Origin of the sequence: Pararhizobium qamdonense (genome assembly GCF_029277445.1) — a bacterium.
Lineage (GTDB): Bacteria > Pseudomonadota > Alphaproteobacteria > Rhizobiales > Rhizobiaceae > Pararhizobium > Pararhizobium qamdonense.
Map to the genome: position 1 here is coordinate 3,055,058 of NZ_CP119566.1, position 15,377 is coordinate 3,070,434.

Annotated in this window: 13 protein-coding genes and 4 tRNA genes; 5 read left to right on the plus strand and 12 right to left on the minus strand. The window is 59.7% G+C overall.

Going from position 1 to position 15,377, the window contains the following annotated elements; translation table 11 throughout:
• Positions 1-16: 16 nt before the first annotated feature.
• The 6 genes from secE to PYR65_RS14900 form a co-directional block, all read right to left on the minus strand.
• Positions 17-217 carry a preprotein translocase subunit SecE gene (gene secE / locus PYR65_RS14875; protein ID WP_037103350.1) on the minus strand — a complete coding sequence of 67 codons (201 nt, stop codon included), beginning with the start codon at positions 215-217 and terminating at the stop codon, positions 17-19.
• A gap of 196 nt (positions 218-413) precedes the next feature.
• Positions 414-489 (minus strand) — tRNA-Trp (locus tag PYR65_RS14880).
• 147 nt (positions 490-636) lie between these two features.
• Positions 637-1,530 (minus strand): NAD-dependent epimerase/dehydratase family protein, encoded by an 894-nt coding sequence (locus PYR65_RS14885; RefSeq protein ID WP_276118532.1) that lies wholly within the window; start codon positions 1,528-1,530, stop codon positions 637-639.
• A gap of 462 nt (positions 1,531-1,992) precedes the next feature.
• Positions 1,993-3,168 carry an elongation factor Tu gene (gene tuf / locus PYR65_RS14890; protein WP_276118533.1) on the minus strand — a complete coding sequence of 392 codons (1,176 nt, stop codon included), beginning with the start codon at positions 3,166-3,168 and terminating at the stop codon, positions 1,993-1,995.
• A 267-nt stretch (positions 3,169-3,435) separates the two neighbouring features.
• Positions 3,436-3,509 (minus strand) — tRNA-Gly (locus tag PYR65_RS14895).
• Positions 3,510-3,532: 23 nt separating this feature from the next.
• Positions 3,533-3,617, minus strand: a tRNA-Tyr gene (locus tag PYR65_RS14900).
• A gap of 218 nt (positions 3,618-3,835) precedes the next feature.
• On the opposite strand from PYR65_RS14900, the gene PYR65_RS14905 reads away from it, so the two are divergent.
• Entirely contained in the window at positions 3,836-4,717 is an 882-nt protein-coding gene (locus PYR65_RS14905; protein ID WP_276118534.1) for a TrmH family RNA methyltransferase, read from the plus strand.
• Positions 4,718-5,088: 371 nt separating this feature from the next.
• Here the strand turns inward: PYR65_RS14905 and PYR65_RS14915 are convergent, their stop codons facing one another.
• Together PYR65_RS14915 and PYR65_RS14920 are read right to left on the minus strand one after the other, a co-directional pair.
• On the minus strand, positions 5,089-5,304 hold the full coding sequence (locus tag PYR65_RS14915; RefSeq protein ID WP_060641161.1) for an alkylphosphonate utilization protein: 216 nt from the start codon (positions 5,302-5,304) through the stop codon (positions 5,089-5,091).
• A 154-nt stretch (positions 5,305-5,458) separates the two neighbouring features.
• Complete coding sequence (locus PYR65_RS14920) at positions 5,459-6,085, minus strand: FMN-dependent NADH-azoreductase (RefSeq protein WP_060641162.1); 627 nt, start codon at positions 6,083-6,085, stop codon at positions 5,459-5,461.
• 153 nt (positions 6,086-6,238) lie between these two features.
• Between PYR65_RS14920 and PYR65_RS14925 the strand changes: the two genes are divergently transcribed.
• The 4 genes from PYR65_RS14925 (at position 6,239) to PYR65_RS14940 (ending at position 9,234) form a co-directional block, all read left to right on the plus strand.
• Entirely contained in the window at positions 6,239-7,183 is a 945-nt protein-coding gene (locus tag PYR65_RS14925) for a LysR family transcriptional regulator (RefSeq protein ID WP_060641163.1), read from the plus strand.
• Positions 7,184-7,287: 104 nt separating this feature from the next.
• Positions 7,288-7,363, plus strand: a tRNA-Thr gene (locus tag PYR65_RS14930).
• 351 nt (positions 7,364-7,714) lie between these two features.
• Positions 7,715-8,488 (plus strand): NAD kinase, encoded by a 774-nt coding sequence (locus tag PYR65_RS14935; RefSeq protein ID WP_276118536.1) that lies wholly within the window; start codon positions 7,715-7,717, stop codon positions 8,486-8,488.
• A gap of 167 nt (positions 8,489-8,655) precedes the next feature.
• Positions 8,656-9,234 (plus strand): hypothetical protein, encoded by a 579-nt coding sequence (locus PYR65_RS14940; protein WP_276118537.1) that lies wholly within the window; start codon positions 8,656-8,658, stop codon positions 9,232-9,234.
• A 78-nt stretch (positions 9,235-9,312) separates the two neighbouring features.
• On the opposite strand, the gene prfB is transcribed toward PYR65_RS14940, so the two are convergent.
• The 4 genes from prfB to PYR65_RS14960 all read right to left on the minus strand — a co-directional run bounded on the left by prfB (position 9,313) and on the right by PYR65_RS14960 (position 15,146).
• Positions 9,313-10,444 (minus strand): peptide chain release factor 2 gene (gene prfB / locus PYR65_RS14945; protein ID WP_276118538.1). Its coding sequence is split into 2 segments (ribosomal slippage): positions 9,313-10,374 and positions 10,376-10,444, totalling 1,131 coding nucleotides; the frame shifts between segments, so codons are not numbered across the junction.
• A 100-nt stretch (positions 10,445-10,544) separates the two neighbouring features.
• Positions 10,545-12,998, minus strand: a complete 2,454-nt coding sequence (locus PYR65_RS14950; RefSeq protein ID WP_060641166.1) for a penicillin-binding protein 1A — start codon at positions 12,996-12,998, stop codon at positions 10,545-10,547.
• A 371-nt stretch (positions 12,999-13,369) separates the two neighbouring features.
• Entirely contained in the window at positions 13,370-14,530 is a 1,161-nt protein-coding gene (locus PYR65_RS14955; RefSeq protein ID WP_276121068.1) for an N-acetylmuramoyl-L-alanine amidase, read from the minus strand.
• 316 nt (positions 14,531-14,846) lie between these two features.
• Entirely contained in the window at positions 14,847-15,146 is a 300-nt protein-coding gene (locus PYR65_RS14960) for a hypothetical protein (RefSeq protein WP_156383399.1), read from the minus strand.
• Between the last annotated feature and the right edge of the window lie 231 nt (positions 15,147-15,377).

Here is a 15,377-nt window from a genome sequence, read left to right on the forward strand (position 1 = left end):
ATTCATCCCCAACCGTTCAAACGCCAGCATTCAGGACGAGGCCAATCAGCCAGCCCATCAGTTGGTCCGCAGCAAAAAAGAAGATAGCCGCAAAGAACACCATGACGAATACCATCAGCGTCGAGATCATCGTCTCGCGCCGTGAAGGCCATGTGACTTTCGCCGTCTCAGCACGTACCTGCTGCAGAAACGTAAATGGATTTGTTTTGGATGCCATTGAATGCTCACGCCTTAACGGCCCGTAAAGCTGACGATCAGCCCCACGCGCCGCGTGTCTGTTTGAACCCTACATAAAGACCGATTCTATAAATCACAAGAGGTCAACGGTCTTTTTGCGAAATTAGCCGGAAAAGGCAAGCCCTCTCCCTGTATAGTGTACCAGCTCTTTGCGGCAGAAAATGCGCCGAAATGAATGGCAGGGGCAGTAAGGCTCGAACTTACGACCTGCGGTTTTGGAGACCGCCGCTCTACCAACTGAGCTATACCCCTACATCACCGGTGCTTGTGCCAAAAGCAAAGCGCCACATGAAGTCAGCGGGTTATTATTCAGTTTGGCCGGAATTGACAAGCGCCTTTGCGCGAAAAAAGAAAGAATTCCGCATCCGGGCACGTTTTTCCCGCATCGATATCTGCGGTTCACAGCGCCACATATTTGCGCCAGTCATGGTCTTCCTTGAAGCCGAGCACTTCGCGGATCTTCCGGTTGGAAAGCAGCCCCTCGTAGGCGCTGATTTCCCGTGTAAACGGCACATCCGGAAAATAGCGGGCCGCCAGTTCCCTGGACGGCGTGTTGGCCGACACGGTGTCGTTGGCCGCATTGAAGACCTGGAAGCCCAGCCCATCCTTCTCGATGCAGAGCTTGACGATCTGACCGAGATCGCGCGCATCGATATAGCTCCAGGCAATGCGCTTGCGGATTTCCGGATTGGCGAAATAGGCCGGAAAGTTTTCGTATTCATGCGGTTCGATGACATTGCCGATTCGCAGCGCATAGATATCGGCGCCAGACCGCTCGGCAAAGGCACGCGCCGTCTTCTCGTTCACCACCTTGGAGAGCCCATAGGAATCCATCGGATTGACATCATAGTCTTCATCCAGCGGAAACTGGTGGAAATCGCGGTGACCTTCGGCAAAGCAGACGCCATAGGTCGTCTCGCTGGACGCAACGATGATCTTGCGGATGCCGGACTTCACCGCCGCCTCGATGACATTGTATGTGCCCATCGTGTTGATGCGGAAGGTCTCGTTATCCGGCTTGATCAGGATGCGCGGCACGGCGGCAAAATGCACCACCGCATCGAAAGGCTGCGGCCCCTGCCCGTGTTCGAGATCCGGAAAATCCCGGTGCATCGACATGACGTTGAACATCTGTCCGCTATCGGTGATATCGGCAATGAGATTGGTCACGTCGGGGCTTTCCAGCGGCGTCAGATCGATATTGTGCACCTCGTATCCAGCCGCAACCAGATAGGGCACCGCATGCCGCCCGGCCTTGCCCGCACCGCCGGTGAACAGAATTCGCTTCTTCATGATATCCTCCGCGCGGGTGCCGCCTCAACGGACACCGGCAATTCCTCTGCCGACCCGTATGCCCCGCCCCTGACAACGCCGCAACAGGATTTCGGTTCGGACAGGCATGCCAAAAGTCCGGCCGTCCCCCGCCTGACCGTTGCCGCGTTATCCGCGCAATAGGGTTACGCCTCAGCCGGTTTGCGCACTGGCCGCACCGCAAAAAGGCCCCGCCGTTTCCGGCGAGGCCCTTTTCAATTCAAATCGTAGAATAGACGCGACGATGCCGGCGCCGCGTGCAAATCGCGCTTGCGCGCCATTTGCACCAACTTTGCTGCCGTCGGCAGCTTTCGGCATCTTCGCTATCGTCGATTACTCGACGATCGACGCTACGATGCCGGCGCCGCGTGCAAATCGCGCTTGCGCGCCATTTGCACCAACTTTGCTGCCGTCGGCAGCTTTCGGCATCTTCGCTATCGTCGATTACTCGACGATCGACGCTACGATACCGGCGCCGACGGTGCGGCCGCCTTCGCGGATCGCGAAGCGCAGCTTTTCTTCCATCGCGATCGGAACGATCAGCTCAACGGCAACGGTGACGTTGTCGCCAGGCATAACCATTTCCGTGCCTTCCGGAAGCGACACGATGCCGGTCACGTCCGTTGTACGGAAGTAGAACTGCGGACGGTAGTTGGTGAAGAACGGTGTATGACGGCCGCCTTCTTCCTTCGTCAGGATGTAGGCTTCAGCCATGAACTTCTTGTGCGGCTTGACCGAACCCGGCTTGCAGAGAATCTGGCCACGCTCAACGCCGTCACGGGTAACGCCGCGAACGAGAGCACCGATGTTGTCGCCGGCCTGGCCCTGATCGAGCAGCTTGCGGAACATTTCAACGCCGGTCACGGTCGTCTTGGATGTGGCGCGGATGCCGACGATTTCGACTTCTTCGCCAACCTTGACGATACCACGCTCGACGCGGCCGGTCACAACCGTACCACGGCCCGAGATCGAGAATACGTCTTCGATCGGCATCAGGAACGGCATGTTGATCGGACGCTCAGGCGTCGGGATGTAGGCGTCAACAGCAGCCATCAGCTCGCGGATAGCGTCTTCGCCGATCTTCTTGTCGGAATCGTCAAGAGCGGCCAGAGCCGAACCCTTGATGATCGGGATGTCGTCGCCGGGGAAGTCGTACATCGACAGCAGTTCGCGAACTTCCAGCTCAACGAGCTCGAGCAGTTCAGCGTCGTCGACCTGGTCGACCTTGTTCAAGAACACGACGATCGCCGGAACGCCAACCTGACGGGCAAGCAGGATGTGCTCGCGGGTCTGCGGCATCGGGCCGTCGGCAGCCGAGCAAACCAGGATCGCGCCGTCCATCTGGGCAGCACCGGTGATCATGTTCTTGACGTAGTCGGCGTGGCCGGGGCAGTCGACGTGGGCGTAGTGACGGGCAGGCGTTTCATATTCGACGTGCGCCGTCGAGATGGTGATGCCGCGGGCCTTTTCTTCCGGCGCTGCGTCGATCTGGTCATACGCCTTGTATTCGCCGAAATACTTCGTGATCGCTGCCGTCAGCGACGTCTTGCCATGGTCGACGTGGCCGATCGTGCCAATGTTAACGTGCGGCTTATTGCGCTCAAATTTGCTCTTTGCCATGGGGTCAAGTTTCCTGTGATCAATGAGAATGCACCATACCGGCGGCGCCGGTTTGGGGAGGCGTTTAAGGGTTTCAGGCGGAATGCGCAAGACTTAATTATTTTGCGCGCTGTCAAGCCCTTGAGGCCTTGATGATGCCTATGTAGGGACGACCCCGCACAATTCCAATGGCGTCGGCATCAAACGTGGAAGCGGACGCAAATCAACAATTTGCGGAACTTTGTTAAAGCAGCACAACAGGCGAAGTGAATGGGGGAGGCATTTTGATGGAGCGGGTAGCGGGAATCGAACCCGCGTATTCAGCTTGGAAGGCTGCTGCTCTACCATTGAGCTATACCCGCGGGTCAAGATCCGTGTGACAGAATGGTGGAGGGAGTTGGATTTGAACCAACGTAGGCTGAGCCAACGGATTTACAGTCCGTCCCCTTTAACCACTCGGGCATCCCTCCATTATTCTGTCGGGATCAAGCGACCAAGCTTTGCAGATCAAGGTGTTGTTTGCCGGGGCAAGCCGTCGCCTCAATCTGCGCCGGGTATATGACGGCCCCGTTTCATCCTGTCAACACGGCGCCTCAGAAAAAGTTGGGAAAATCGCGATAAAGATCGTGAGCCGCCGATTTCGCGAAAAACGGTTCCACGCGAACCGCATCGTCAGTATAAGACGGGCATGAGCAAAGATAATCCGGGCGACAAGAACGCCAAAGACACCCATTACGCCACTCTTCGCCGCGCCCATCGCGATGGCAAACGCGAGCGCGGCGAAATTCCAACGCCCGTGCAGGACAAGCGCAAGAGGAGTGCCGCACCCGACTGGAAGGCACCGCAACTGGCGCCTGATCAGGTGCTGCTCTACGGCATCCACACGGTGCGCGCCGCCCTCGACAATCCCGAGCGCAAGATCACCAAGCTTTCGGTGACCCAGAACGCGCTGGTCAGGCTTGAAACCGGCCCGGTCGAAGAGCTCGGATTTCCAGTCGAGATCGTCACGCCGCAGGACCTCGACAAGATCCTCGGGCCTGACGCCATCCATCAGGGTGCGATGCTGGAAACGGTCCCCCTGCCCGTGCGCCGGCTTTCGGCGCTCAATGACAGCCCGCTGATCCTCGTCATCGACCAGGTGACCGATCCGCACAATGTCGGCGCCATCATGCGCTCCGCCGTCGCCTTCAATGCCGGCGCGCTGATCACCACGCAGCGTCACAGCCCCACCGAATCGGGCGTCATGGCCAAGTCCGCTTCCGGCGCCCTCGAAATGATCCCCTACATCCAGATCACCAATCTTGCCGACGCACTGGAAGAGCTGCACAAGCTCGGCTTCGTCTCGATCGGGCTTGATTCGGAAGGTCCGGCGCCACTGGAAGAGACGCTGTCGGGCGCAAAGATCGCACTTGTTCTGGGGGCCGAGGGCAAAGGCTTGCGGCAGAAGACGCGCCAGACGGTCAGCGCACTGGCCCGCCTCGACATGCCCGGCGCGATCAAGTCGCTGAATGTCTCCAATGCCGCCGCGATCGCCATGTATGCCGCGCGAAGCCATCTGGCGAAAGCCTGATCCGCTCGTTTGTCAACGGCTTGAGAGCAACAGATGAGCGCGCTTCGGGGCACCCGTCCCGAAGCTTTCGCCATGTGGTGACATTGAGTTCTTTTTCGCAGCGCGCCAGATAGGCGGCATCGCCAACCCGGATACAGGCGGTCTGGCCGAGTTCGAGCTTGGAGCCCTCCCGGTTGCGGCAGGTGCAGGCGGCATCCGGCGGTGCGGCGAGAGACACAGCCGGCATCAGTCCGGCAAGGACCGAAACAACCGCAATCATCCGCGATGCCGAAACGGTTTTCATAAGCAGAGTGTAATACAAAAATTTAGAGCGTCGAGTCCCACCCCGGCATGCCGGTTATCGGATTTATGACGGTCAGCCGATCCCGGAATCAGGCCTTTTTCAGGAATTCCGTGCGCAGCACCAGCCCCTTGATCTTGGCATGGCGGCAATCGACCTCGTCGGGATTGCCGGTCAGCTGGATACCCTTGATCATCGTGCCGCGCTTCAGGGTCTCCGACGTGCCCTTGACCTTGAGATCCTTGATCAGGGTAACATTGTCCCCATCATTCAGGATCGTGCCGTTGCTGTCGCGGACATCCGTCATCTGTCATTCCCATCTCTCTTTTTCCGGCTTGCGCCGTGTCACCCGGGCTCTATCCGCTCGGGGCAGACGTGTCCAGTCCGCGCTGAAGCGGCGGGACGCGGAAAAGCCGGGCAGCGTGTACCCGGCTTTTCATTGAAGCAAGCGAAGCGGATGGTTACGCAGCGATATCGAAATGGCCGCGGCCGGCAATGGCCTTTTCCGCTTCCGTGATGGCCGCTTCCTTGGAATCGGGGCTGATGGCCAGGCCTTCGGCGCGCACGAATTCGACATTGGTGATGCCGATGAAACCGAACACGGTGGAGAGATAGGTTTCCTGGTGGTCCATGGCGCTGATCGGGGACGCGCCGGAATAATGGCCGCCACGGGTCGAGGCGACGATGATCTTCTTGCCCTTGGCCAGACCTTCAACGCCGGCTTCGGTGTAGCGGAACGTCGTTCCGGCAACCAGGATACGGTCGATCCAGGTCTTCAGCTGGCTCGGAATGGCAAAATTGTACATCGGCGCACCGATGACGACGACATCGGCAGCGAGAAACTCGTTGAGCGAGGCGCGGCCGGCATCCAGCTCGGACACAAGCGTGGCATCCAGGCCCTCCGGATTGGCGGATGCCGCCATCAGGTGCGAGCCGTTGAGATGGGCGAGCGGCGCGGCGGCCAGATCGCGGTAGGTGACGCTATCGCCGGGGCGTTCGGCCTTGATGCGCGCGACGATCGATGCCGTCAGGCGGCGCGACACGGAATGGTCTCCGAGAATGCCGGAGTCGAGATGCAGAATGTTCATGGCGGGCACCTTATGGCTTGTGTGTGCTTGCGTGGCGTTTGGGTGCATCACATATGAATTTAAAACAATCGGCCGATAAGCCGCCCCTTTTTCGACAAGCCGTTTCCTGATAGAAACAATGGAACCAATCCTTAATGGACATGAAGGTGTGACATGCAGGACCTGAACGATCTCGCGCTCTTTGCCGCCGTGGTGAAACACAAGGGCTTTTCCTCCGCCGCCCGTGTCCTCAATATTCCGAAATCCAAGCTCAGCAAGCATGTCGCCCGGCTGGAGCAGCAGCTGGATGTGCGCCTGCTCGAACGGTCCACCCGCAAGCTGCGGGTCACCGATATCGGCCAGGCCTTCTACGAGCGCTGCGAGACGATCCTGTCGGGCGTCGAGGCCGCCGAAGCCGTGGTCGCCGCCGCCAAGAGCGAGCCTACCGGCGTCGTGCGGCTGGCGTGCCCGATCGGTTTTGCGCCGATTGTCGGCCATATCCTGCCGGCCTTTCACCGCCGCTATCCCGGCGTGCGCCTGCTGATCACCGCGACCAACCGGCGGATCGATCTGGTCGAGGAGCGCATCGACGTTGCGCTGCGGGCCCGCGACCAGCTGGATACCGACAACAATCTGATCGTGCGCAAGCTCGGCGAGGCCCGCCAGTTTCTCGTCGCAAGCCCCGCCTTGATGGCGCGGATCGGCAATGTGACGATCGATACGCTCGGTACCCTGCCGACGCTGTCGATGAACGAACAGCATCTGACTGATACTTGGCAATTGAACCATACCGACGGAACGAAACGCGACATCGCCCATCAGCCGGTGATCGGTTGCGGCGATTTCGGCATTCTGGAGCGGGCCGCCATCGAGGGCATCGGCATCGCCCTTCTTCCCGATCATCTCTGCAACCGGGGCATCCGCACCGGGGTTCTGATGCCGGTGCTGCCGGACTGGTGCTCGAACACCACCATTGCGCATCTGGTGTTCACCTCGCGCCACGGCATGCTGCCCTCGGTCCGCGCCCTCATCGATTTCATTGCCGACCACCTGCCAAGCGCCATGTCGCGCTGCACCGAAATCGACCCGCCGGCAGCCATGCTCGAAGCCGCAGAATAACGCTCCGCGCCTATGCAGCCGCCGTCTCCACGAAAAAGCAGCCGCACAATCGCATTTTTGCTTTACACGCGATCAGAATATGGTAACTCCCTGCCGCAAGTGCTGCCCTTATAGCTCAGTTGGTAGAGCACCTGATTTGTAATCAGGGGGTCCCGGGTTCGAGTCCTGGTGGGGGCACCATTTTTCCTCGACACAATCCAGATTTACTGGATGTTTTGCTGGCTTGCCAATTGGTGGTGCCAGATGCGTTTATGGCCCCAAAACCCTTTGCAATCCCATTGAGAATCAACCCGAATTGCCGCGCGAATCACGGCGCGCCGGTTATCAGCCGGCCATATTCGATGATGGTGCGTGATGTCCCGGAGCGCTGGCGGGAATGACCTTCACTCTTTCCTTTCAAGGCATGGGCTTTTGTGCATGATGTGTCTTTGCATCCCGTCCAGCGGCGTCTTCTGCCGGACATGGAGATGATGCATATTCGGGGCCTTTGCGTATGTAACGGTCCTTTTTCCTAAAGCAGACAGGCATTTCATGGCTCGCACGTTTAAAACCATCGCCTTTGCCGCTTCCGCAACCGATGAAGCCCAGGCGGCGGCGGCGGAGTTGATTGCGCTTTACGGCCAGGAAGATCCGGACGGGGCCGATGTGATCGTGGCACTCGGCGGCGACGGGTTCATGTTGCAGACGCTGCACAAGACGATGAATTCCGGCAAGCTGATCTACGGCATGAACCGTGGCTCGATCGGCTTTCTGATGAACCGCTACAGCACCGAAAACCTGCACAAACGCCTGGCAGAAGCGGTCGAGAACACATTCCGGCCGCTGGAGATGCAGACGGTCGACACGGACGGCAACAGTTTTAGGGCGCTGGCGATCAACGAAGTCTATCTTTTCCGCCAATCCTATCAGGCGGCGAAGCTGCGCGTGGTCGTCGATGACCGGGTGCGGCTGGAGGAACTGATCTGCGACGGGGTGCTGCTCTCCACGCCGGCCGGATCGACGGCCTATAATCTGTCCGCGCATGGCCCGATCCTGCCGCTTGAGGCTCCGCTTCTGGCGCTAACGCCGGTCAGCCCCTTCCGGCCGAGGCGCTGGCGTGGTGCGCTGCTCCCCAATAAAGTGACCGTCGATATCGAAATTCTCGAGCCGGAAAAACGCCCGGTCAACGCGGTCGCCGATCATATCGAGGTCAAGTCAGTGGTGAAGGTTCGCATCGCCGAATCGGAAAACAAGACGGCGCACATCCTTTCGGACCCGGATTATTCCTGGTCGGACCGCATTCTTGCAGAACAGTTTTCAAACTGAAGTACGTCTCGGTTTCTCAGGCAGGGTTTTCGCTCCCCGCTGCAATGCCTTGATTTCGAATCGATTCCCGCCTGAAACTGTGGCAGAGTTGTATGTGCCTTGAAGCCTGCAACGGATCGGGGCACCAGAGCATCCAGCTGTTACACGCGTTTACCGAAGGCCTCACGATGCTCCCCATTCAACGCTCCAGCGTGCTTTCGCCCCGGCAAGATAGACGGCGCGCAGCCCCGCTTTCCCTTTGCTGCCTGGCTGCCCTTGCTCTGGCGCTGCCTCTGGCTGCGGGATCGCCTGCCCGCGCAGACGAGACCGTGCTGATGCCTGCCAACATCATTTTCGTGACCAGCACCGGGTTCTGGGAGGAAAGCGGCGATCCGCTCGGCGTCCCCGATCAACAGGCAGGCACGGCGCCGGGCAATCAGCCTGAAGCCGCGCCTGCGGCCCAGCGTGGCTATTACAAGTTGGTTGCGGTGCGCCAGCCGGAGGGTAACGCCCACATCTTTCTGCAGCAGGTGTCGCTGGATGCGTCCGGTCCGAAAGTGGTTTCGTCGGCAGAGCTTGAGGAATTTTCCGCGATGAAAGCCTATGTCACCGATATCAGGCCGGATACATCGGACGGCCTTGCCGCCCAGCCGGGACTGTTTGCCACGGTCTATCTGAAGACGGACCCGGCGGCGAGCGAACCGGAGAGCTGGACGGTGCTGATCGACGATGTCGGTGATATCAAGGTCGAGCGCGCAACCAACTGATCCTTACAGATCAAAAAGAAAAGCCGGGCGATGGTTTGCGCCCGGCTTTTCTGATTTTTACACGATGGAAAACCCGGCTTACGCCAGATCATCGACCACGGCATCGGCGCCGCCGTTGACGCGGTGGGCGAGTGCGGCTTCCATGAACTCGTTGAGGTCGCCGTCGAGCACATCGTCGGGTGCGGTGCTTGCAACGCCGGTGCGCAGGTCCTTGACCAGCTGGTAGGGCTGCAGCACGTAGGAGCGGATCTGGTGGCCCCAGCCGATATCGCTCTTGGAGGCCGCCTCGGCATTGGCGGCGTCTTCGCGCTTCTTCAGTTCGGCTTCGTAAAGACGGGCGCGCAGCATGTCCCAGGCCTTGGCCTTGTTCTTGTGCTGCGAGCGCTCCTGCTGGCACTGCACGACGATGCCGGACGGCATATGCGTGATGCGCACGGCCGAATCGGTGGTGTTGACGTGCTGACCGCCGGCGCCCGACGACCGGTAGGTGTCGATGCGGCAATCGCTCTCGTTGATATCGATCTGGATGGAATCGTCGATGACGGGATAGACCCAGATTGACGAGAACGAGGTGTGGCGGCGCGCGTTGCTGTCGAAAGGCGAGATGCGCACCAGGCGGTGAACGCCCGATTCGGTCTTCAGCCAGCCATACGCATTGTGTCCTTTGACCAGAAGGGTCGCCGACTTGATGCCGGCTTCTTCGCCGTCGTGAACTTCGAGCAGTTCGACCTTGTAGCCCTGGCGTTCCGCCCAGCGCGTGTACATGCGCAAGAGGATATTGGCCCAGTCCTGGCTCTCTGTGCCGCCGGCGCCGGAATGGACTTCGAGATAGGTGTCGTTGCTGTCGGCCTCGCCGGACAGCATCGCTTCTACCTGGCGGCGGGCGGCCTCGGTGCGCAGGACCCGCAAGGCGTCCTCGGCTTCCTTGACAATATCGCCGTCGCCCTCTTCCTCACCCAGTTCGATGAGATCGATCGCATCCTGCATCTGCTGCTCGAAAGCGCGCACGCTGGTGATGCCGTCATCGAGATGCTGGCGTTCCCGCATCAGTTTCTGCGCTTCGGCCGCATCGTTCCAGAGGTTTGGGTCCTCGGATTTGTTGTTCAACCAGTCCAGCCGTCTTACCGCCTGATCCCAGTCAAAGATGCCTCCTCAGCAGGCTTATGGCCTGCTTGATTTCGTCGACAATATTCTCGATTTCGGTCCGCATGATCCTGCTTCTTGCGCTCTTTATGGAATGTGCGCCGTGAATAGCGACGCCTGCCGGTTATGTAAAGACCGGCAGGCGTCAGCAAAGGGGAAGGATGGGGTTAAAACAGTCCGCTGGAGCCACGGTTGATGGCGTCGTTTGCCTGCGGCGATGCCTTCAGGATTTCTTCCGGCGGGATATATTGATCGGCGCCACCGATGACCGAGAAGGTCTCGGCCGGGCCGGTGCCGGGCTTGAAAGCCTCAATGATCGTGTCGGGATCGCCATCGGCCGCCGCCATGCCGGTCTTGCGGTTGACGGGGATGAGGCTCATGCCCTCCGGAACCACGAACTTGCTCGGGCGCGTGCCGACAATGGCCGCCTGCATGAAATCGTTGAAGACCGGTGCTGCAAGACTGCCGCCCGTGCCGCCACGGCCAAGCGGTGCCGGACTGTCGAAGCCGAGATAGAGGCCTGCCACCATGTCCGGCGTATAGCCAACGAACCAGGCATCCTTTTCGTCATTGGTCGTGCCGGTCTTGCCGGCAACCGGGCGGTCGAGCTTGATCTTGCCGGCCGCGGTTCCGCGCGTAACCACGCCTTCCATCATCGAGGTGATCTGGTAGGCGGTCATCGGGTCAAGCACCTGCTCGCGGTTGTCGGTGAGCACCGGCTCTTCCTGGTCTTCCCAATCGGCAGCATTGCAATTGTCGCAGGTGCGCTCTTCATGACGGAAAATCGTCTTGCCGTACCGGTCCTGGATACGGTCGATCATCGACGGCTTGATCTGCTTGCCGCCATTGGCGAGCACCGAATAGGCCGAGACCATGCGCAGCACGGTCGTTTCGCCCGAGCCGAGCGACATGGCGAGAACCGGCAGCATCTTGTCATAGATGCCGAAACGTTCGGCATATTCGGCAACGAGGTTCATGCCCATATCGTTGGCGAGCCGGACGGTCATCAGGTTACGGGACTTTTCGATGCCGAGCCGCAGCGTCGAAGGACCGGCCGAACCGCCGCCGTAGTTTTCCGGACGCCAGACCTGGCCGCCGGTGACGAGTTCGAACGGCGCATCGAGGATGACCGACGCCGGCGTATAGCCGTTGTCGAGCGCTGCCGCGTAGACGAAGGGCTTGAAGGACGATCCCGGCTGGCGCATGGCCTGCGTTGCCCGGTTGAATTCCGACTGGCCATAGGAGAAGCCACCGGCCATGGCCAGAACGCGGCCCGTATGCGGGTCCATGGCGACAAGGCCGCCCTGCACTTTCGGCGGCTGGCGCAGGCGAAACTCGCCGGCTGCATCGGTCGGTTCGACATAGACGACATCGCCCGGCCCAACGACACCTTCCGGAGACCGGGCCGTCTTGCGATCGCCGGTCGATGAACGGTAGGCCCATTGCATATTCTTGGCGCTGATACGGCCGGTGACGCGATCGGCGCCGACCTTGCCGCCTGCATCCTTGTCCGGCTGGATGCCGATATCGGCGCCATTGCCATCAACCGACAGGACAACAGCCAGTTTCCACTCGGGAACATCCGACAGCGCATTCAGCTTGCCCAGCGGCTCGCCCCAGTCGCCACCGATCTCGATCGACTTCATCGGACCATGGAACCCGCGGCGCTCGTCATAGGACACCAGCGCGTTCTGCAGCGCGCGGCGCGCTTCCACCTGAATGCGCGGGTCGAGCGACGTGCGAACCGACAGGCCGCCTTCGTAGAGAGCATTGTCGCCATAGCGCTGGATGATCTGGCGGCGGACTTCCTCAGCGAAATAATCGGAGGCAAACAGATGCGAACCGCCACGGCGGACGCTGACGCCGAGCGGCTGCTTCTTGGCTTCCTCGCCATCGCTCTTGGCGACATAGCCATTCTCGACCATGCGGTCGATTACCCAGTTGCGGCGCTCGATGGCCGCTTCGGCCCTGCGGAACGGATGATAGTTTGCCGGACCCTTCGGCAATGCGGCAAGATAGGCCGTCTCGGCGATCGTCAGTTCGGTCACGGATTTGTCGAAATAGGTGAGTGCTGCGCCCGCGATCCCGTAGGAATTCAGGCCGAAGAAAATCTCGTTGAGATACAGTTCGAGAATGCGGTCCTTGCTGTAGGCCTGCTCGATGCGGAAGGACAGGATCGCTTCCTTGACCTTGCGGTCGATCGTCTGGTCGGCGGACAGGAGGAAGTTCTTGGCCACCTGCTGGGTGATCGTCGAGGCGCCGACCGGGCGGCGGCCGGAACCGAAATTCTGCAGGTTGACGAAGATGGCGCGGCCGAGACCCGTGATATCGACGCCGGGATGCTGGTAGAAATTCTTGTCTTCGGCCGAAATGAAGGCCGCCTTGACACGGTCCGGAATGGCCTGGATCGGCAGATAGAGGCGGCGCTCGCGGGCATATTCGGCCATCAGCGCGCCGTTGCCGGCATGCACGCGCGTCGTTACCGGCGGCGCGTAGCTGTTCAAGACCTCATAATCTGGCAGGTCCTTGGTCACATGGCCAAGATAAATGGCAGCCGCTGCGGCAACGCCGAGCACCATGAATGCGCCAATGCCGAAGAAATATCCAATCAGTCTGATCATCAGCCAGGTACCGGTATCCAGTTATCGTTTATCTATGCGGATGCACATGTTGGAGGTGGGCCTAACCCGCACCTTGTCCGAATGCAATCACGCCAGCGTATGAAACAACGAATGAACGCGCTCCGGATGACGGTCACGCTCCCGACGTTGCATGTTTACGGCTGGCGATTCTCTTGAAGATCACCTGCCGCGCAATTCAGGCTTTCCGATAGCGACCGGATTGTGAGCAAAATAGGGCTTATCGCCGATTAAACATAGGTCATCCCGTTGAAAAGCATATCGCTGTTACCCCGGCGACACAAATCACAACAGATGTTATTTGCTGATCAAATCACGGAATTCCAGTGAATCAAACCCCGTTCCACCGGGGGTCAGCCGCCATTTGCCACTGCCTCGCCGCGATAGCTGCGCAGGGCGACGGCCAGTAGACCGGAAACCTTGGCGCGCCAAACGGGATCGACGAGGAGCTTTTCGTCTTCCTTGTTGGAGAGAAATCCGAGTTCCAGAAGGATCGACGGCACATCCGGCGCCTGCAGAACGCGGAACCCGGCATAGCGGTGGGGATTGTTGATCAGGTTGATCTGCCCCTCGAAGGACGACACGACGGAGCGGGCCAGATTGACGGAAAACGCCTGCGTTTCGCGGCGCGTCAGATCGATCAGGATATCGGCGACCTCGGCCGGTTCGCTCTTGAAGGTGACGCCGGCGATCTCGTCCGAGAGGTTTTCGCGGGCGGCAAGGTTGGCTGCCAGGTGATCGGAGGCCTTGTCGGAGATGGTATAGACGGTTGCGCCGCGAATATCGCGCTGCTTCAGCGTATCGGCATGGATGGAGATGAACAGGTTGGCGCTGTGCTGGCGGGCGACCTGGACGCGTTCCGGCAGCGAGAGAAACTCATCCTTGTCACGCGTCAGGAAGGCCTTCACGCCTTTTTCCTTGTTGAGCGTCTCGACAAGCTGGGCGGCGAAGGCAAGCGTGACGCTCTTTTCTTCCATCTTCGTCTCGCTGCCGATGGCGCCGGTATCGATACCGCCATGGCCTGCATCGACAGCAACGACAAAGGCGCCGGGTGCCGCCGGCTCGACCAGCCGGTCGGTCTTTGCGGTGGCGACGGTGCCAGTCCATTTCTGATCTTCCATCAAGCTGGAAAACCGTTCCGCGCTCACCCGTTCCGCATCGAGCACAAGGCGAAACCCCCTGCCCTCCTCGTCCGCCTTCACATCGGCGACGGTGACCGCAACAGGCTTGGTTGCCGTCAGCACCACGCGGGCACTTCCAGGCCCCATGGCGCCGTAGCGGATCTCGGTGAACAGGCCGCGCGCCTTCAGGTCTTCCGGCTTCAGGCCGAAGGAGGTTTCCGGCAGATCAACGATGACACGGGGCGGATTGGCGAGGTAGTGGACGAGAAAAATCGGCTTGCGGTCGAAATCGATCACAACCCGCGTGCGGGCATCGTCGCCGGCAATGCGGGCGTTATAGGCAAGCAATGGCTCATCGGCTGCATGCACGGCAGAGGCTGCAGAAACAAGCATGAGGCCGAGCAGGCACCGTCGTATCATCGCTGACAGGATCAAATCCGCTTTTCCTTCATTGCACACATCCGAAAAAGACTGTCACGACGTCTTCCGCGATCTGGCCGCGACGTCTCATTCCGGCACAGAGCCTGCAGCATGTGTGTTTGCCTGTACCATCCATGACGCGATATGGTTAACCAAACCTTGCTTTCCGGCATTTTCCGATGTGCGAACCACCCTCTTCCCACGCTATTACAGCGTCTCCAGGGCGCGGCCAAGCGGCACGAAAGCGACGACCCGGCAGTACACACCCCGACAAGCGAATCAATCAATATTATGGCGGTTTCGGCTTTTCCCTTGCCATTGTGACATAGAAAACATAAAAGCCTTTCAGGGAGAAAGTGTTGACGGGATAGAATCGACGACCGGCAGCCAAAGGGTTTTTTAAGCCTTGGCGCCAGAGCGTGATCGGGACGGGTAAAACCGCTTCAACGCAGATCACGTCTCGCACAAGCAGTCGCGCTTCATCCGCCGTCGCTCCACTTTGTCTTAGCATGCTGAATCGAGAAATTCCGGCGGTGGCCGGAGCGTTTATGGTGACGATCACCGCAGGCCCGTGACCGGGCACATTCATCGGGCCGTCAAGGCCTACTACATTGGCATTCTTGTTTGGTCATTAACGTTGTCCCAGCAGTATCGGTCAGAAGTAAACAGGCCCCGGAACAGACTAGTTCCGGCTGCCGTCTGGCTGTTGGACCATCTCCCCTACCTTACAGGAACATTCACATCCGGCGAAAAACCTGAGCTGCATGGAAAGTCTCCTCCGGGACGCTATTTTCCTGCCGTTTCCAGGGTGCGCCGAGGA

Coding starts and splice junctions, on each gene's coding strand:
- PYR65_RS14935 (WP_276118536.1), top strand. CDS start 7,715: ATGGCTCGCACGTTTAAAACCATCGCCTTTGCCGCTTCCGCAACCGAT.
- PYR65_RS14885 (WP_276118532.1), bottom strand. CDS start 1,530: ATGAAGAAGCGAATTCTGTTCACCGGCGGTGCGGGCAAGGCCGGGCGG.
- PYR65_RS14940 (WP_276118537.1), top strand. CDS start 8,656: ATGCTCCCCATTCAACGCTCCAGCGTGCTTTCGCCCCGGCAAGATAGA.
- PYR65_RS14950 (WP_060641166.1), bottom strand. CDS start 12,998: ATGATCAGACTGATTGGATATTTCTTCGGCATTGGCGCATTCATGGTG.
- PYR65_RS14955 (WP_276121068.1), bottom strand. CDS start 14,530: ATGCTTGTTTCTGCAGCCTCTGCCGTGCATGCAGCCGATGAGCCATTG.
- secE (WP_037103350.1), bottom strand. CDS start 217: ATGGCATCCAAAACAAATCCATTTACGTTTCTGCAGCAGGTACGTGCT.
- PYR65_RS14915 (WP_060641161.1), bottom strand. CDS start 5,304: ATGACGGATGTCCGCGACAGCAACGGCACGATCCTGAATGATGGGGAC.
- PYR65_RS14960 (WP_156383399.1), bottom strand. CDS start 15,146: ATGAATGTGCCCGGTCACGGGCCTGCGGTGATCGTCACCATAAACGCT.
- PYR65_RS14920 (WP_060641162.1), bottom strand. CDS start 6,085: ATGAACATTCTGCATCTCGACTCCGGCATTCTCGGAGACCATTCCGTG.
- tuf (WP_276118533.1), bottom strand. CDS start 3,168: ATGGCAAAGAGCAAATTTGAGCGCAATAAGCCGCACGTTAACATTGGC.
- PYR65_RS14925 (WP_060641163.1), top strand. CDS start 6,239: ATGCAGGACCTGAACGATCTCGCGCTCTTTGCCGCCGTGGTGAAACAC.
- PYR65_RS14905 (WP_276118534.1), top strand. CDS start 3,836: ATGAGCAAAGATAATCCGGGCGACAAGAACGCCAAAGACACCCATTAC.